The sequence below is a fragment of the Rubripirellula lacrimiformis genome (genome assembly GCF_007741535.1).
Classification (GTDB): Bacteria; Planctomycetota; Planctomycetia; order Pirellulales; family Pirellulaceae; genus Rubripirellula; species Rubripirellula lacrimiformis.
Genome location: NZ_CP036525.1, coordinates 6496276 through 6512247, shown reverse-complemented (window position 1 = coordinate 6512247; position 15972 = coordinate 6496276). Strand labels below are relative to the sequence as shown.

The following is a 15972-nucleotide window of genomic DNA, read 5'->3' as shown; positions in this document are numbered from 1 at the left end:
CCCCGGTTCAGGCTATAGTGGTTCTCGGCTGACCGGCCCCCGTTTTGGCATCGAATGCGTCGCGGATCGGGCCCAGCCATCAGGTCAACAGTCGGGCTGTATGCCCCGCCGCTGCCGAGGTCCTACCCCCCCCCTGTCCATCGCCTGACGTTTCGACGTTTCCTGCCTGGCCCTGGATCCCATCCCACCTTGCTACCCCCGTTCGGTCATTTTGAATTTTCCGATCGCTTGGTCTGCGTCCCACCGTTTCGAACTTCGCGTGCCGCCGATGGGCGGATTCGCGTGTGTCGTTGCGTTTTCGCTTATCGGTATGTTGCTTTCGTCTGCCGTCGCGACCGCCGATGACGGGATGGATTTCTTCGAAGCCAAAGTGCGGCCGTTGCTGATCGAACATTGCTACGAATGCCACAGTGCCGAGTCGGGCGAATCGGCAGGGGATTTTGTGATCGATACGGCGGTCGGGATCGCCGCGGGTGGCAGCCACGGAACAGCTTTGGTCGCCGGTGACGCCGGTAAGAGTTTGATTTATCAAGCTGTGCTGTTCGACGGTGATTTGCAGATGCCGCCGTCCGGCAAATTGGATCAGCAGTCGATCGACCTACTGAAGCATTGGATCGAAATCGGTGCCCCCGATCCTCGCAGCGGACCAGCGAAGCCGGCGTCCGTATCGCCGATGGATCGTGACCCCCTGTCGCACTGGACCTTTGTGCCACCTGTCAAACCATCCGTCCAGTCACTCGTCCAGCCGTCTGCTGCGGACCGAGGGAGCGATTCGGATCGCGATGTGATCGACGTTTGGGCGCGACGAGCTGCAGTATCCCAAGCGATCCCGATCAATCCGGTTGCCGAAGACACCGCGTTGCTGCGGCGGTTGTATTTCGACCTGACCGGTCTGCCACCGACACCGTCACAAATCCAAGCTTACGTCGATTCGCAGCGGCCGGACCGATACGCACGTTTGGTCGATTCCCTGTTGGCCAATCCGATGTTCGCCGAACGTTTTGGTCGGCACTGGTTGGACGTGGCGCGGTATGCCGACACGGTCGGGTACGCGCTTGGCGGGAAGGAACGTCGAATCCAGGGAAGCGAACGTTATCGCGATTGGGTGATCCGTGCGTTTAGCAATGACATGCCCTACAACCGCATGATCGAACATCAGTTGGCGGGCGATCGCACCGACCCCAAGAACATCGATGGCAACCTGGATGCGATGGGCTTTCTAACGCTTGGCCGACGTTTTTTAAGCGGGTTGGATACAACCGACGATCGCATCGATGCGATCACCCGCGGGTTGTTGGGTTTGACCGTTGCGTGTGCCCGCTGTCATGACCACAAGTTCGACCCGATACCGACCACCGATTATTACTCGCTGTTTGGAATCCTAGAAAGCAGCCAGCAGCCCGAAGATGGCGCCAGCCCGTTGATGATGGTCGATCGTGAAAAGGTGGGGGATCGACCGGTGCTGTTGCGTGGGCAACCTGGCAACCGAGGCCCGAACGCGCCACGGCAGTTTCTGACCGCCCTGCGGAAAGCGGACGAACCACGGTTCAGCGACGGTAGCGGGCGATGGGAACTGTCCCAGCGGATCACGGCGACCGACAACCCGTTGACCGCACGCGTGATGGTCAATCGCTTGTGGACTCATTTGATTGGGAAGTCCTTGGTGGATTCGCCCAGCGACTTTGGTTTCCGTACCGATCCACCGGCGGTGCCCGAAATTTTGGATGACATGGCGATTGAGTTCGCAGATGACTGGAGCATCAAGAAGGCGGTCCGCCGGATCGTTTTGACCCGCGTGTATCGTCAATCGACCAAAGCGGATGTGGGTGCGATCGCCGCCGACTCGGACAACCGTTACCTGGCTCGCGCGAACCGAAAGCGTCGAGATTTTGAATCACTGCGAGATTCGTTGTTGTCGGTCGCCGGAGCGATGGATCGAACGATCGGTGGTCCGCCGGTCGAGATCACCCTGCCCACCCTGACGCCGCGTCGAACGGTGTACGCGATGATTGATCGTCAGAACCTGCCGTCGATCTTCCGCACATTCGACTTCGCCAGCCCGGACACGCATTCGCCTGGCCGCTACTTTACGACCGTTCCACAACAAGCGTTGTTCTTGTTGAATAGCCCGCAGATGTTCGCCTTGGCGCACGAAGCCGCCGATTCGGTGCGACGTGATCTGGACCGGATAGAGGTGGGATCCGACGACACAGCCCGGTTGGCCGAGGCGATGTTCCGACGCGTGCTGAGCCGGCCGCCCACGGCGGACGAATCCGAAGCCGCCGCCGCGTTCCTGATGTTGCCGGTGGCCGATTTGCCGCCACGATACGACCCGCGATCCCTGTGGACTTATGGAGTGGCAAAATTGGGGGACCGCCAAAGCGTGAACTCGTTGACGCCGTTCGGGTACTTCAAAGACAACCGTTGGCAATCATCGGAAGCCTTTCCTGCAACGGACGAGAACGGGCACGCGTATTTCAGCCGCGAATCCGGACACACGCCTCGCAAAACCGACATGGCCGTCGTGCGGCGATTGACGGTTCCGTTTGATGCCGAAGTGACCGTGCGTGGTCAGATTCGGCATAAGAATCCCGGGGATGGCGTCTATTTGGGGCTCTGGATTGGCGACGACCGAGCCTTCTATGCCAACCAGAAGGATGGCCAACGCGAAGTAGGACCAATCGTGCGGCGTGTCCAAGCGGGCCAGACGGTGGATTTCGTCGTCAGCCCGGGCGAATCCGATAATTCAGACACGTTCACGTTGAAGATGACGATACAGCTGCATGGCGATGACGGCCAACATTTGGAAACTCAAACGGACCGTGATTTCAGCGGCCCGTTGGTCGAAGAAGGCACGGATCCGCTGGACCGATTGGCCCAGTTGGCACAGGTGTTGATGATGAGTAACGAATTTGCGTTTGTGGACTAAGCGATCATGAATCAGGAACAACCTTCACCGATCTACCGTCCTTCTCGTCGTGAGGTGCTGCGTACCTGCGGAGTAGGTTTCGGTGCGTTGGCCTTGTCGGATCTGATGGGCCGCGACGCGCGCGGCAACGAAACGCTTGCCGTCGGCGAGGTGCCGCTGCATTACCCATCGCGGGTCAAGCATGTCATCCACCTGTTCATGAATGGTGGCCCCAGCCACGTCGACACCTTCGATCCGAAGCCGATGTTGGCAAAACTGGATGGGAAGTCGGCGCCGACACAGAACTTGAAAACCGAACGGCCCACCGGCGCGGTGATGCAGTCGCCCTACAAGTTTCGCAACTACGGCGAGTGTGGGCTGCCCGTCAGTGAACTGTTCACGAATACCGCAAAGCACATGGATGACATCTGCGTGATCCGCAGTATGCATGCCAACGTGCCCAATCATGAACCGTCGTTGATGTTGATGAACACGGGCGAATCGCGGTTGGTGCGGCCCAGTTTGGGTTCATGGTTGACCTATGGGTTGGGCAGCGAGAACGAAAACTTGCCCGCGTTCGTCGCGATGTGCCCCGGCGGTTATCCGATCAAAGAATCTCAGAATTGGCAAAATGGTTTCCTGCCAGGAAAGTATCAGGCGACCTATGTGGATTCGGCTGGCGAGCGGATTGAACAACTGATCGACCATATCCAAAGCCGCGGAGTTGCTTCCCAAGACCAACGCCAACAGTTGGATTTATTGGCACAGCTAAATCGGAAGCACGCGGTTGATCGCGATACCGATGCCAAGCTGGAATCTCGCATCGAATCATTCGAATTGGCGTACCGAATGCAAAGCGAAGCGTCGGATGCATTCGACGTATCCCGCGAAACGGCCCAGACACGTCAAATGTATGGCGACGGTGCGTTCGCCCGACAAACGTTGATCGCGCGGCGGTTGGTTGAACGAGGCGTTCGTTTCGTGCAACTGTATACCGGCGCGGGGCAGCCCTGGGACAATCACGATGACCTGGCCGTGGGGCATCGCAACAACGCCAAGAAGGTCGATCAAGCGATCGGTGCATTGCTGACCGACCTGAAGCGGATCGGGATCTTGGACGAAACCCTGGTGATGTGGGGCGGTGAATTCGGACGCACCCCTGTCGTCGAGATGCCCAAGGAAGGGAGCAACCAAGGCAAGATGAATGGCCGCGATCACAACCATCACGGATTCACCTGTTGGTTGGCTGGCGGCGGTGTCCAAGGCGGGCAAGCGGTCGGGGCCACCGACGAACTGGGTTTCAAAGCGGTCGAAAACCGAGTCCATGTGCACGATCTGCACGCCACCGTGCTGCGGTTGATGGGCTATGACCACAAACGGCTGACCTATCGCTACGCGGGTCGCGATTTTCGTTTGACGGACGTCGCCGGGCGAGTGGTCGACGAAATCCTGGCATAGCAACGAGCGATCAATCAGTGTCGCGATTCAAGTCATCTCGCCCCCGCCACGCAGCGGTTTGCGGGGGGGAGAGAGTTCGAGAGAGTTCGAGAGAGGGGGGAAGAAAAAAACGACACTGATTGATCGCTCGTTGCTTCGCTAATCGTCCGAGGCGTCGGACTGGAACTGGTGCACGATCCGGTCGGCAATCGCCTCGGCGTCGATCGGATCGTCGACGTCGATTCCGCGGATCTCGCTGAACGATCGGAACCACGACTCTTGGCGTTTTGCTAGTTGGCGCGTATGGGTGGCGACCAGCGCGATCGTGTCATCCAATGAAGCGTCTTGTTGGTCCAGGTAGTCAAGGACTTCACGATAGCCGACGGCTTGCCGGGCGGTTCGTGACAATGGATGTTCACGGTCCAGCAAGCTTCGAACTTCTTCGACCAATCCGGCCGCGAACATTTCATCGACGCGTTGATTGATTCGGTCGTGCAGTTGCGGCCGTGGCCAACGGATCGCAACGACGCGGCAATCGGCGGTAGCAACCGGCCGGTCGAACTGAATTTGACGGTGGGTGATCGGTTGGCCGGTCTGCCACGCCACTTCCAGAGCTCGGATCATCCGCCGCGCATCGTTCTTGCCGATCCGATGTTCGGCCAATGGATCGACCTGCCGCAATCTCGATCGCAACGCCTCGATGCCGTGTTCGGCCAGATCCTGTTCGACCGCACTGCGAAATTCCCAGTCGGCTGGTGGTCCAGGATCGAAGCCACGCAGCACACCCTTCAAGAACATCGGCGTACCCCCGACAAAGATCGGGACACGTCCGCGTCGGATCACATCCGCGACGGCCGCGTGTGCGCAGTGCAGATACCGGGCGACGCTGAATTCTTCGGATGGGTCGACCAAGTCGATCAAGTGGTGCGGGACAGCGGACTGTTCCGCGGCCGTGGCCTTGGCGGACCCGATATCAAGGTGACGATAGACGGCGATCGAGTCGAGCGACAAAATTTCGCCGTTGATTCGCTTGGCCAGTTCGATCCCGATGCGGCTCTTTCCAGACGCGGTCGGCCCCGTTAGCACGATGGATCGGTTGGCCAGTGATTCAAAACACTGCCCGCCAACGTCAACGGCTGGCTGGCGATCGCCGTCGTCGGAGGGGGCGGCCAGTGGCAGTGGGGAATCGGGATTCGGAGCGGAATTCACAGCGCAAATGGTTGGGTAAATCAGAGTTGCTTGGATCAGGCACCGCCCTCGACAAGGACGCGTATCGCGTTGGAAGCGCCGGTGACGTTCGCCCAGCGATGTCGTGACGAACGTTTCAAAGGCAGGTCATGATAGGGCATCAACCAGCCCCGTCGATAAGGATCCCGCCCGGTGGGGGGAATCGGGGCGATCGTGGCGTGTCGCATCAGGCCGTCGATGTGGCGGGAATCATTCCGCCAAATTCTGTTGTTTCAATCGGCTGATCGCCCGCCAACGAAAGATCAGTCCGTGTTGACGACCGACCAGCACGCTAATCGCCAACAGCAGGGCGGCGAAAACCACGATGATCGCGCCGGTGCTTAATTTGGGCACGACGGCGCTTGCCATCGATCCGAGGCCGGCTGATAACGCACCGATGCCGCCGGATATCCAAATGTTGGGCCGAATCGAATCGCTCCAGTACCGCGCGGCGCTGGCCGGAATGATCAGAAGTGCGACGATCAACAGCAGCCCGACCGCTTGCATGCCGGCCACACTGACCGCAACGACCAGGGCCATCAATAGCAGGTCCAGCCGCCGAATCGGATAACCCAATACGGTTGCCAGCCCTTCGTCGAAACACATCAACGTCCATTCTTTGATCAACGTCATGCTGGCCAGGATCGTGGCCACGGCGATCGATCCCAGCAGCCACACGTCGGCTTGGCGAATCGATGCCGCTTGGCCAAAAATGAACCCAGGCAGCCCGGCTTGGCTGCCCGTCGGTGATGCCTGGACGATCGGCATGATCACGACGCCGGCGCCAAAAAACGTGCTCAGTACGATCGCCAGAACCGCGTCCTCGGGCAGACGTCCGACCCGTCGCAGCCACAAAACGGCGACCATCCCAAGCCCGCTGCTGATGGCACCGCCGATCAGCATCACGGCCAAGCTTTTTCCGGATTCCGGTGCGATCATGCTGTGCACCAGAAATGCGATCGCGACGCCCGGAAGTGCCGCGTGCCCGATCACGTCGCCGGCAAGAGCCCGTCCGCGTAGCAACAGGAATGTGCCTGTGACGCCAGCAGCGACCCCCAATAGCATCGTGCCTGCTAGCACGACCATGGTGTTGTAAGCGAACAGGGTATCGAACAACGACACGGAAAAGGTCAACTTTCTAGGGCGAGGCTTATCGAGCTGGATTGGCCGATTGCGGCGCCGAGGATTTCGGCGGGCGATCGGTGTGATCAAAGATCAGCAGTTTGCCGCCATAGGCTTCTTTCAGCAACGATGGCTGCATCACATCCGCGACCGATCCGTCGGCGATCACCCGCTGGTTCAGCAACAGGACCCGGTCGAAGTAATCGGCGACGGTGTCTAGATCATGGTGGACAACCATCGCGGTTTTTCCAGCGTCGCGAAGTTTCCGCAGCACGTCGATGATCGTCCGCTCGGTCGATGCATCCACACCGGCCAGCGGTTCATCCATCAAGAATAAATCCGCGCCCTGGACCAACGCACGTGCCAGGAAGACGCGTTGTTGTTGGCCACCGGACAGTTGGCTGATTTGGCGTCGATGGTAGTCCTGCATCCCCACGCTTTGCAGCGCCTCGATCGCCAGCGCCCGATGCTTGGCGCGAACCGGTCGCAGCCACCCGATCTTTCGGTACAGCCCCATGCAGACCACATCCAAGGCCGTCACGGGAAAGTCCCAATCGACGCTGGTCCGCTGAGGCACATAGCTGACCCGGCCAACCGCTTCGCGGAATGACTTGCCGAAGAATTCAAAGTGCCCGGATGCGGGTTCGATCAATCCGAGCGATGCTTTGATCAATGTGCTTTTGCCGGCTCCGTTCGGGCCGACGATCGCCGTCAAAGACCCAGCGGGGGCTGCAAAGTTGACGTTCTGCAGCACCGGCACGCTGCGATAAGCGATGGTGACGTCGACGGCTCGCAGGGGCGGAACGGGCGCCTGGTTCTCGTTCACGATTGCTGGGACTCCGGTGCATCGTTTTGTTCAAAGCGAATGGGTTGGACGCGAATCGGACGACCCAGAGTAACGTCGGGGGCGATGGGTGTTTCCGACTGCTGAACGGCATGTTGCTGGAAGGCGCTTTGCTGAAAGGCACTTTGCCGGACGGCGCTTTGCTGAAAGGTTCTGGGCAGCTTTATCTCTTGAACCACCATGTCGGGCGATCCGCCAAGCGCTGTCGCGATTGTAGTAAAGTTGTGCCGCATCATGCCTACGTAGGTGCCCGTGGGGCTGTTTTCGGCTCCCATCGAATCGCTTAGCAGTTCCCAATCGCTACTGACCGATTGGCCACGACTGCGGGCACCTTCGACGATCGCTTTGACTTGCCGCGGCGAAACGCTGGATTCAAAGAATACCGCTGGGACCTGTCGGACGGTGATCAGGTCAACCAATCGATTGACATCCTGGATGGCGGCGTCGCTGATCGTCGATACGCCCTGAACACCATGCACTTCGACGCCATAGCGTTTGCCGAAATAGCGGAATGCATCGTGTGCGGTGATCAAAATGCGTTGCGATGTGGGGATGGTTTCGATCGCCGCGGCACCCCATCGGTCCAGGGCTGCCAGTTTGGCTTGGTAGGCATCGGCCCGTTGGCGAATCGCATCGGATTGCTCTGGCATAATCGTCGACAGTTCGTCGGCCAGGTGACCGACCGCTTCGCTCCACAGCGAAACATCCATCCAAATGTGCGGGTCGTGCACACCAGCGTCCGCATGCAGCAATCGGTCCTCCGGCAGCATTTCACCGAGCGAGATGGTTCGAGTGGTACCGCCCGATCGGGCAGCCAATACATCCGACAAACGACCTTCGAGGTGCAAACCGTTGTAAACGACCACGTCGGCGTTTCGCAATTTGACGGACACCGACCGCGAAGGTTGAAACAGGTGCGGGTCCACGCCGGGGCCCATGATCGTCTCAACCCGCGCATCCTGGCCAACAAGTTCCGAAACCATGTCGCCGATCATGCCGGTTGTCGCCACGATCCGGGGGCGGGCGTCTTCACTGTTGCTTGTCGAATTGGCAGCACTGTTGCCACAACCGCCCAAAAGTAGGGCAGCCCAGAACATCATCAGCGTCAGCAAGATCGCTGCGACCAAGCGAGAAGATGGCGATGAAACGGGCTTACGTGGCATATACACAGGGAAAACTCAATGAAACAGGGTTTGCGGGTAGCCAAATATAATTGTTTGGCTAATCAAAAACTAGACGAAATGGATGCAAGTGGCGTGCCGAGAACGTGGAAACTGCCATTTTGGTTTGTGTTTCCTGCGTTCGCAGTCGGTCCCGATTCGTGTGGTAAACTTGATTTTGACCGGAAACGATCCACCCGCTGTCCGGCGGATCGGCACGAACGGGCGAACCTAGGCGGAGATCACCGCCTGCGGATCGGGTCGTGTGATTCCCCTGGCAACGGGGACGACCGGGGGGGAATGGGCCGCGATAGCCCGGCGCCAGTGCGCGGAGATCCAAATGGGAATGACCTACTTCAAACGTTTTCGCATGGAATATCACTTTCCCGATGGGTTTGGTGACAATCGCGAAGAAGTGGGCGACGACGCAGGGCGGGGCCACGGATCGAGTGGGCTTTGGCCGATTGGTGTTTCTTCGGCATCCGGCGGCAGCGTCATGGGGCCGCTGGAACACGCTCGATCGACCACCGTGCCGGCGGGATATTCGATGGTCCCCTTCAGCAGCGGATTGGTCCGTGAACATGCGACGGCCAAATATCAGAGTTTCCGTCAGGAATTGGACGTCAATGTTTTTCCCTGCCTGGGACGCCGCGATGGGTGCATGCGTTTGATGCGCGAGATCGCGTCGCGAGAAGGCTTTGTCGCTGGTGCAACATGGTTGTGCCGGTTCCGGGATCCCCCAACCGGGCATTTGTTGCCTGTGGGGACGGTCCAAGGACTCGAAATCGATGGCTGGGGGGCGATCCAGAATCTTGGGATCGACACCCTGCACCGTGGCCGCGGTTTGGGGACCATCCTGTTGGCACGTGCCGCCCAGGGGTTCCGCGAAGCGGGGCTGACTCGAATGCACCTGGAGGTCACGACCGAGAACACTGCGGCTATTCGGCTGTACGAACGGATGGGATTCAAACGGGCCCAGGTCGTCTACAAAGCAGCCGATGTCGCTGGCGTTTAGGGATTCGTCGTTGCGACCTGCGATGGCAACGGATTCCGGTCCCAGCACGGCTGCGTATGTGCACGAAAAAAGGCCAGGATCAAATCCTGGCCTCTGCGTTGTTTTCGGTAGCGGTGCCTGCCAATTCGCAGGCACGGCTGAAAAGCGTCAGGGTGGATTGCCAAAGGCAACCGGCAACCCTGTTTAGGCTGCCGAACCATCCAAGGCTTCTTGCAGGGCGCTCTTAGGACGAACGCCTACGAAGCTTTCCGAAACTTCGCCACCTTTGAAGACCAACAGCGTAGGAATGCTGCTGATGCCAAACTTTTGTGCGATGCCGGGATTGTCATCGATGTTGATCTTACCGATCTTGACCGATGGGTTCTCGTTGGCCAGTTCGTCGATCATCGGCGCGATTTGGCGGCAAGGACCGCACCAGGGGGCCCAGAAGTCGACGAGGACAGGAGTATCCGATTTCAGTACTTCGGCGTCGAAGTTGTCATCGGTGAATTCTTTGACGGCGTCAGAAGCCATAGGAAATTCCTTCGTGGTATAGAAGTGGTCGCGATTTGTATTTCACAGTGAATCGGTGCGATCGACACATCCAGATGTGCGTTTCCCCCCGGCCCGGCCCACCGAATGAACGGTTGAGCGAATCGTCGTGACGGAAATTGTAGGGCCGCGGGGGCACCTGTCAATTTAGTGACCTGCGGAATCCCGCTGGGTCGCCGTCGTCCAATCGCATCTTGTTCAGTCGGCAGATGGTTCCTTTAAGATTGCCATCAACGAGAAAAGTCCGCCAAAAACGGCGAATGTCCGCTCGGGCGATGCGTTCTTGTGGAAATCAAAAGGCCGCGTCGCCGATGGCAGGGAACCTGCCGGATCACCCCAGCTTCAGCAACAATTGGGCCAATTGGTCCAATATCATCGCTGTCGCCCCCCAAATTTGGTGGCCATCGTGCTCGATCGAACCGGCCCGAAAGGCCAGGGATCCGACTTGGCGACCGTCCTTGATCACCGATTTTGAATGCACTGATTCGCACCGGCACGCCGGATCGGTCAGTTTGGACAACGGCAGTGTCACGACTTCCGCCACTTCGGCCGGATCGGGGATCCACGTTTGGGTAGGCCGGTCGATGATGGCAACGACCGTATGGACCAGGTTTTCGCTGGCGTAGACATACTGTGTCGTCAATTCGCCACAGAACGATTGCACGGTCGGGCGGATACCGAGTTCTTCCTCGAATTCGCGAACGGCGGCTTGTTGGATCGTTTCGCCCGCGTCGATCTGGCCGCCGGGCAGCGAAATCTGTCCGCCGTGATGCAGCAGCGTGGTCGGACGCAGCGTCAACGGAATCGTCCATCCGTGGTCGGGGTCGCGATAGATCGCGATCACCACGGCCGCGATTCGCGATTGCCGCGGTGCCGGTCCGCGATGCCGACCATAGGCCAGCACCGGGGACATGCTAGAGAGTCGATCAACGCGACGTTGCAAATCCTGCGATTCCGCGGCCTGGATCAGACCGCGGGAAAGTTTTTCGCCCAGACGCGGTTCGTGAGCCCAGTCGGGGCGACCTTCGGGGCGTTGAAAATTCACCAACGTGGGACCTACATCAACGTTTCAAGCAAACGACGAAGCTTCCTGAGTTCCACCCGATGGTCGTGGCCTTCCATGGGCACCATGTGAACGGTCAACGCGCGGTCGTACCGATCACGAGCCAATTGGGTGGACAATTTGCCGTAGTCGATTTCGCCTTGCCCGACACTGACCTGGAACGCATCCGGGCGGGTGTCCCGCAGGTGAACGTTGCAGACAAACTTCAGAATCTTGTCAAGGTTTTTGCCCTTGGCTGGACCGGCGATGTAAACGCTGGGGTCCAACGTGATGCCCAGTCCGTCGACGTTGTTGCAAAGCACCATCAACGTGTCGGGATCGTCGCTGAGGCAACCTAGTTGGCTGCGGACGCTGATCCGGACTCCTTCGCCCTCACCAATCTTGACTAGTTTTTGCAGCCGCTCGACTTCTTCGTTGAACGGGGTGCCATGTTCGCCCGATGGGACGGTGATGTTGACCACTTTGGTGGTCTTGGCCAGATGGCAAATCTGTGCGAAGTCTTCGTAATGTTGGTCGCCGGTGGACCCCAATTCGACACTGTACCCAGAGATGTCTAGGCGGTGCGTGTGTCGGAGCAATTGGATCGCGCGATCCATGTCTTCAAGCAATTCACTTGGTTTGACCTTGCCCGATTCATGCAGCGCGATTTCAACGGCCGCAAAATCAAGGTCTGATAGAACCTCAATCGCTTCCCGCAACTCCATCTCGGGCCAGCACTCGGTCGATGCTGAAACAAACACGTTTCGTCCTTCCCTAACAAACGGCAAATGTTTTCGTCTCGCAAAAGCGCCCAAAACGCCACAACTTGCGAAAACCGCACAGCTTACCCCGACCACACCCTCTGGCAATAGACCGTTTTTTTGGCACCCCGTCGCATACCGCCGCCGGTTGCGGCACACCGCGTTGCTGCCTTCCTTCGCCCGACGTATCCAGCCGCTCGTGAAACACGCGCAGCGGGAACCCCGTCGCGGATCCCAGCGGGTATTAGGATTGCCAGATTTTGACGATTTCGCTGGCGACTTCGTCGATCGACTTGCCCGATGTGTCGACATGGTAATCGGACGATGCCCGATACAGATCTTCTCGTTCGGCCAGCAGACGGGTGATTTCTTCTCGTTGCGAAAGCGCTGTCAGGGCCGGGCGACGTTCGGCGGTCGACGCGTCCGCCAACACGCGATTGCAGATTTCGTCGGCGGTCGCATCCAGCCAAATGCACTGGCCGGTCGACGCGATCAAAGTTCGATTCTCGGGGCGTAGGATCGCTCCGCCGCCGAGCGAAATGATCGACTTGGGTCCGGCCGCGACCAAACGCAGTGCTTCGGTTTCTAGATCGCGAAAATGAGACTCGCCGCCTACCGCAAAGATCTGACGGATCGACTTGCCCGCCGCGGCTTCGATGACATCGTCGAGGTCGATTTTTTCCATTGCCCAGGCAGCGGCAAGCCGTGCAGCAACCGAAGTCTTGCCCGTGCCGCGAAAGCCGGTCAGATAGATATGTGCAGAGGTCTTCATTTTCGCTTCTACCTTGGACAGGTCGGGTGTCTAGAATGATAACGCAGCTGATCCCTACCCGCGTCCCCCAAACACGCGTTCCCCCCCAACACACGCCCACAGATCATGGTCGCTCGTATCCCGCGAATGCGGACATCCGGGACGCGTCGCAGATCGGTTGTCGCTGAACGCTTGTCGCAGACCGGTGCGGCATGGACGCGTGAGGAAATCAGGCGTGACGTGATGGGACGAAATGGATTGTCGCGTAGCGTCATTGCTCGTCGCGCTGCAAACCGCGTGCTTGCATCCCTGCCGACCACCCACGCCTATTTTTGATGCCCGACGCCGTGCCATCTGATTCGAACCGCCGAAGCCGGCCGTTGATGGCGGCCGCAGCGGTGGCGCTGGCACTGTTGCCGTTTGCAGCGCTTGAATGCGGTGTCCGCCGATGGGCACCACTTTTGCCGATGGTGGACGCCGATCCGGTCGCGGGGTACCAGGAACTGCCACCATTGTTCCAGTTCGTTGATGATGCTGACGGTCCCGCTGACGACGTAACGAACGCATCCGGCGGGCGGTGGCAGATTGCCGAGTCGCGGATGAACTTTTTTCGACCGGCATCGTTTGCAGCCACGAAATCGCCGCACACTCGACGCGTCTTTGTGCTGGGCGGTTCAACCGTCCAGGGGCGACCGTTTTCGACACAGACGGCTTTCCCGAACTGGTTAAGGCTAAAACTGGAAACGGCGGATCCCAAGCATCACTACGAAGTCGTCAATTGCGGAGGCGTTTCGTACGCCAGCTATCGGGTGGCAAAGATTCTGGACGAAGTTCTCCGGCACAAGCCTGATGCGATTGTGCTGTACACCGGACACAACGAGTTCTTGGAAGACCGCAGCTATCAACATGTTCGGAAACTGGGAACCGCTCGCCGCGTGGTCACTCGGGCGGCATCGTATTGGAAGACGGTCGGTTGGTTGCAATCGTTGGCATCCGCCCCGTCACAGTCGCCTCCGTCGCAGCCTGCATCGCAGCTTCCGTTGGCGGGCAGGCCGCTGGCATCCGAGGTCGACACGCGTCTGGATCACATCGGTGGGATGGATCTGTATCAACGCGACCCCGAGTGGCGACGATCGGTCGAGCAACAGTTTGCGGCCACACTGCAGCGAATGATCCGGGCGACGTCGGCGGCAAACGTTCCTTTGATTGTTTGCGTTCCGGCTTGCGATCTGGTCAACACGCCGCCCTTCAAAGTGGACGACTTGGCAACCGGCGATGCTTATCGTCGTGGCAAGGAACTGTGGGACGCCGGCGGATCTGCGGCCGAAGCGAAACAGTGGCTGACCCAAGCTCGGGACGACGACCTTTGCCCGCTGCGCGCCACCTCGACGATCATCGACACGGTGCGTGACGCCTGTGCGATTGCAGAGATTCCGATGGTGGATGTTCCCCAGTGCCTGGATCAACGCAGTGGTTCGGGGGCACGTGTTCCGGACGGGATCGCCGATCCTGAATTTTTCGCAGACCATGTGCATCCCACGGTCGCCGGGCATCAACGCATCGCCGCCGCGGTTGCCGACCGCTTCGAAGAACTCGGGTGGTGCCAATTCGATGACGCCAGCGAAGCGGAGTTCCAGCTTCAAGTCGCCTCCGTCATGCAATCCTTGGACGAAACCTATTTCGCACGCGGCCGCCAACGTTTGCAGGGGCTGCGTCGTTGGGCGGCCGGACGGGCGGCCACACCGATTGCAGAGGACGAAAAGGCGTTAGAATGACCGGGCTGAGCACTTGCTCGAGTTTCTTTTCTGTCGGAGTTCCTGTTGATGCGCCACCTGATCGCTCTGATCCTTTTTGTCGCTCTGGTATCGCCGCCCGTGTTCCATTTGGCCGGTGCACAGGACCGGGCGAAACCATCCTCGGTCGATTCAGGCCGCGGTGATTTAGGCGGCAGTGACGTGGGCTTGAGTGACGTGGGCTTGGGTGACGTGGACATTCAGGATCCAAGTCTTGATCGCGCAGATGTCGAAACCGATACGGAGGTTCTCAGTGCCGAAAGTATTCAGCGAAACCTCGAAGGCCCGATCGATGCGGGCGACATCGCAGCGGCTAGCGGATGGGCGACCAACAGTGGTGTGGTGGATTGGCTTGGCCCGCTGGCGCCGGTCGCGTTGTCGCCCTTTTTCGGCGTCACTTGTCTGTCCGGCTTGGCACTGTGGGGGCCGGATTGGGCAACCGACAACGCGGTTCTGGGCGTGGCGGGACCGCTTCGCAACGAATGGTTGTTTGTCATCTTCATGGGCTTGACGCTGCTGACCAGCTTGCCGCGACTGACCAAGGTCAGCAAGCCTTTTGCACAGGCTGTCGATCGATTGGAAACCTATGCCGTGATCGTGATCCTGCTGGTGATCAAGTTGGTGATGTCGGCGCAAAATCCGGGCGATGGCGAACTGGGCGGAACCCCGGTAGCGATGGTCCACTTGGGGATCGTCAGCATGACGCTGGACACGCTGCTGGCCGTGGCGATGGTGATCAATATTTTGGTGATCAACAGCGTGAAGTTCTTTTTCGAGTTTCTGGTTTGGTTGACACCGGTCCCGTTTTTGGACGCCGTTTTCGAAGTCTGTAACAAATCGCTGTGTGCGGCATTGATGATGGTCTATGCGTTTAGCCCAACGATCGCGACGGGGATCAATTTGGTGCTGCTGTTGGTCGCCGCCCTGATGCTGCGTTGGATCAGCCGCCGTGTGCGGTTCTATCGGACCATGGTGCTGGATCCGGTGTTGGCCAAATTCTGGACTGGATTCGGAACGCCACGGCGACCGGAGTTGATCGTTTTTCCGAAAGACGACTTTGGCCCCTTCAAGGCCAAGAGCCGATTGCGATTGGTCGGCCACAGCGACAAGGGCTGGCAATTGACCGAAGCGAATTGGTGGATGCCGTCCAAAGAACACCGTCTATCACCAGAATCGTTGCCGACGGTTCGACGTGGCTGGGTGATGCATTCGGTCGTCGTCAAAGACGAATCGGGCCGAGAAGTCTGCATGACTTTCAGTCGCCGTTTCGATCAGGTACAGCTATCGAAATTGTTGCAACAGCTTGGCATCAGCGAAGCGGACGCTGACGAAATCGCGAAAGAAGAAATGGCGTCGCAGTTCGCCTGATCGCGGACAACAG

The 15972-nt window shown here is 59.0% G+C and carries 13 protein-coding genes; 5 read left to right on the top strand and 8 right to left on the bottom strand.

The window, feature by feature from the left end:
• The first annotated feature begins 310 nt into the window (after positions 1-310).
• The gene (locus K227x_RS22760) at positions 311-2929 is read left to right on the top strand and encodes a PSD1 and planctomycete cytochrome C domain-containing protein (protein WP_145173252.1); all 2619 of its coding nucleotides are present in this window, start codon (positions 311-313) and stop codon (positions 2927-2929) included.
• A gap of 6 nt (positions 2930-2935) precedes the next feature.
• A complete protein-coding gene (locus tag K227x_RS22755; protein ID WP_391540390.1) occupies positions 2936-4366 on the top strand; it encodes a DUF1501 domain-containing protein in 1431 nt (476 codons plus the stop codon).
• 138 nt (positions 4367-4504) lie between these two features.
• Here the strand turns inward: K227x_RS22755 and miaA are convergent, their stop codons facing one another.
• The 4 genes from miaA to K227x_RS22735 all read right to left on the bottom strand — a co-directional run bounded on the left by miaA (position 4505) and on the right by K227x_RS22735 (position 8701).
• Entirely contained in the window at positions 4505-5554 is a 1050-nt protein-coding gene (miaA, locus tag K227x_RS22750; RefSeq protein WP_246146083.1) for a tRNA (adenosine(37)-N6)-dimethylallyltransferase MiaA, read from the bottom strand.
• 228 nt (positions 5555-5782) lie between these two features.
• Positions 5783-6694 carry a metal ABC transporter permease gene (locus tag K227x_RS22745; RefSeq protein ID WP_145173249.1) on the bottom strand — a complete coding sequence of 304 codons (912 nt, stop codon included), beginning with the start codon at positions 6692-6694 and terminating at the stop codon, positions 5783-5785.
• Between the two features lie 28 nt (positions 6695-6722).
• Positions 6723-7520 carry a metal ABC transporter ATP-binding protein gene (locus K227x_RS22740; RefSeq protein ID WP_246146082.1) on the bottom strand — a complete coding sequence of 266 codons (798 nt, stop codon included), beginning with the start codon at positions 7518-7520 and terminating at the stop codon, positions 6723-6725.
• Positions 7517-8701: a metal ABC transporter solute-binding protein, Zn/Mn family gene (locus K227x_RS22735; RefSeq protein ID WP_145173243.1), complete on the bottom strand. Its 1185-nt coding sequence runs from the start codon at positions 8699-8701 to the stop codon at positions 7517-7519. The genes K227x_RS22740 and K227x_RS22735 overlap by 4 nt, the downstream gene beginning before the upstream one ends.
• A 337-nt stretch (positions 8702-9038) precedes the next feature.
• Between K227x_RS22735 and K227x_RS22730 the strand changes: the two genes are divergently transcribed.
• A complete protein-coding gene (locus K227x_RS22730) occupies positions 9039-9713 on the top strand; it encodes a GNAT family N-acetyltransferase (protein WP_246146081.1) in 675 nt (224 codons plus the stop codon).
• A gap of 183 nt (positions 9714-9896) precedes the next feature.
• On the opposite strand, the gene trxA is transcribed toward K227x_RS22730, so the two are convergent.
• From trxA to K227x_RS22710, 4 genes are all read right to left on the bottom strand, one after another.
• Complete coding sequence (trxA, locus tag K227x_RS22725; protein WP_145173240.1) at positions 9897-10226, bottom strand: thioredoxin; 330 nt, start codon at positions 10224-10226, stop codon at positions 9897-9899.
• 349 nt (positions 10227-10575) lie between these two features.
• Positions 10576-11289 carry an NUDIX hydrolase gene (locus tag K227x_RS22720; RefSeq protein ID WP_145173236.1) on the bottom strand — a complete coding sequence of 238 codons (714 nt, stop codon included), beginning with the start codon at positions 11287-11289 and terminating at the stop codon, positions 10576-10578.
• An 11-nt stretch (positions 11290-11300) separates the two neighbouring features.
• Positions 11301-12047, bottom strand: a complete 747-nt coding sequence (locus K227x_RS22715; protein WP_145173233.1) for a sugar phosphate isomerase/epimerase family protein — start codon at positions 12045-12047, stop codon at positions 11301-11303.
• A 244-nt stretch (positions 12048-12291) separates the two neighbouring features.
• A complete protein-coding gene (locus K227x_RS22710) occupies positions 12292-12819 on the bottom strand; it encodes a shikimate kinase (RefSeq protein ID WP_145173230.1) in 528 nt (175 codons plus the stop codon).
• A gap of 314 nt (positions 12820-13133) precedes the next feature.
• Here K227x_RS22710 and K227x_RS22705 point away from each other — a divergent pair, with 314 nt between their 5' ends.
• A complete protein-coding gene (locus K227x_RS22705) occupies positions 13134-14573 on the top strand; it encodes a GDSL-type esterase/lipase family protein (RefSeq protein ID WP_246146080.1) in 1440 nt (479 codons plus the stop codon).
• Positions 14574-14621: 48 nt separating this feature from the next.
• The gene (locus K227x_RS22700; RefSeq protein WP_145173227.1) at positions 14622-15959 is read left to right on the top strand and encodes a hypothetical protein; all 1338 of its coding nucleotides are present in this window, start codon (positions 14622-14624) and stop codon (positions 15957-15959) included.
• Positions 15960-15972 lie beyond the last annotated feature (13 nt).

What these genes read in the sequence shown, in the direction of transcription:
- K227x_RS22705 (WP_246146080.1), top strand. Translation starts at nt 13,134, where the DNA reads ATGCCCGACGCCGTGCCATCTGATTCGAACCGCCGAAGCCGGCCGTTG.
- K227x_RS22735 (WP_145173243.1), bottom strand. Translation starts at nt 8,701, where the DNA reads ATGCCACGTAAGCCCGTTTCATCGCCATCTTCTCGCTTGGTCGCAGCG.
- K227x_RS22730 (WP_246146081.1), top strand. Translation starts at nt 9,039, where the DNA reads ATGGGAATGACCTACTTCAAACGTTTTCGCATGGAATATCACTTTCCC.
- K227x_RS22710 (WP_145173230.1), bottom strand. Translation starts at nt 12,819, where the DNA reads ATGAAGACCTCTGCACATATCTATCTGACCGGCTTTCGCGGCACGGGC.
- K227x_RS22760 (WP_145173252.1), top strand. Translation starts at nt 311, where the DNA reads ATGTTGCTTTCGTCTGCCGTCGCGACCGCCGATGACGGGATGGATTTC.
- trxA (WP_145173240.1), bottom strand. Translation starts at nt 10,226, where the DNA reads ATGGCTTCTGACGCCGTCAAAGAATTCACCGATGACAACTTCGACGCC.
- K227x_RS22700 (WP_145173227.1), top strand. Translation starts at nt 14,622, where the DNA reads ATGCGCCACCTGATCGCTCTGATCCTTTTTGTCGCTCTGGTATCGCCG.
- K227x_RS22755 (WP_391540390.1), top strand. Translation starts at nt 2,936, where the DNA reads ATGAATCAGGAACAACCTTCACCGATCTACCGTCCTTCTCGTCGTGAG.